Origin of the sequence: Burkholderia sp. Bp9140 (genome assembly GCF_003853425.1) — a bacterium.
Lineage (GTDB): Bacteria > Pseudomonadota > Gammaproteobacteria > Burkholderiales > Burkholderiaceae > Burkholderia.
The window spans coordinates 1-1,053 of the sequence record NZ_QTPQ01000112.1 but is presented as its reverse complement, the minus strand read 5'-3'; the positions used below and the strand labels follow the sequence as shown (position 1 = coordinate 1,053).

At 68.2% G+C, this 1,053-nt stretch carries 1 protein-coding gene; it reads right to left on the bottom strand.

Annotation, left to right across the window (positions count from 1 at the left end; translation table 11 throughout):
• On the bottom strand, nucleotides 1–1,053 hold a 1,053-nt coding region (locus DIE21_RS36830), incomplete at both ends, for a nitrate/sulfonate/bicarbonate ABC transporter ATP-binding protein (RefSeq protein WP_148092781.1).

Below are 1,053 nucleotides of genomic sequence, written 5' to 3'. Positions count from 1 at the left end.
CGCGCGGCGAGCGGCACGTGCTTCAGCAGGTGATCCGCGAACATCAGCTTGCGCTCCTGCGTGCCGAACTCCGCGAACACGCGCCCCGGCGGCGTCAGGAACACGTCGCCTTCCCGCACGTCCGCGAAACCGAGGTACTGCAACACTTCGGCGATCGGGAACAGGTCGTCCACTTCCAGATGCAGCGTGCGCGCGATTTCCGGCATGTCCGCGCGGCCGTGGTACGGCGCCATCGCGAGCGTCTCGATCAGGCCGGCCATCAGGTTGGTCGACACCTGCGGCAGCCAGCTGCCGAGCTCCAGCCCCTTCTTCGTCGCCTCGCCGGTCTGGCGCGCGGTCATCTTCGCGTAGATGTCGTCGACCAGCTTGCGGAAGGCCGGGTCCAGCCGGTTGCGCGGATGCTTGAACGGCACCTTGATCTCGGCGATCACGCGGCCCGGGTTCGACGACAGCACGAGTATGCGGTCGCACATGAACACCGCTTCCTCGATGTTGTGCGTGACGATCAGCACCGACTTGATCGGCATGCGGCCTTGCGTCCACAGGTCGAGCAGGTCGGTACGCAGCGTCTCGGCCGTCAGCACGTCGAGCGCCGAGAACGGCTCGTCCATCAGCAGGATCGTCGGGTCGACGACGAGCGCGCGCGCGAAGCCCACGCGCTGGCGCATCCCGCCCGACAACTCGCGCGGATACGCGTTCTCGAAGCCGTCGAGACCGATCAGGTCGATCGCGGCAAGCGCACGCTCGCGCCGCTCGCGCGCGCCGACGCCGAGCGCCTCCAGCCCGGCTTCCACGTTCTGCAGCACGGTCAGCCACGGGAACAGCGCGAAGGTCTGGAACACCATCGCGACGCCTTCGGCCGGGCCGCGCAGCGGCTTGCCGAGATAGGTCACCTCACCGCCGGTCGGCTCGATGAGCCCGGCAATGATTCGCAACAGCGTGGACTTGCCCGAGCCGGAGCGGCCGAGCAGCCCGACGATCTCGCCTTCGCGCAGCGACAGGTTCGCGTCGTCGAGCACGAGCAGTTCGCCCTGCGTCTTGTTGAAGCCGCGG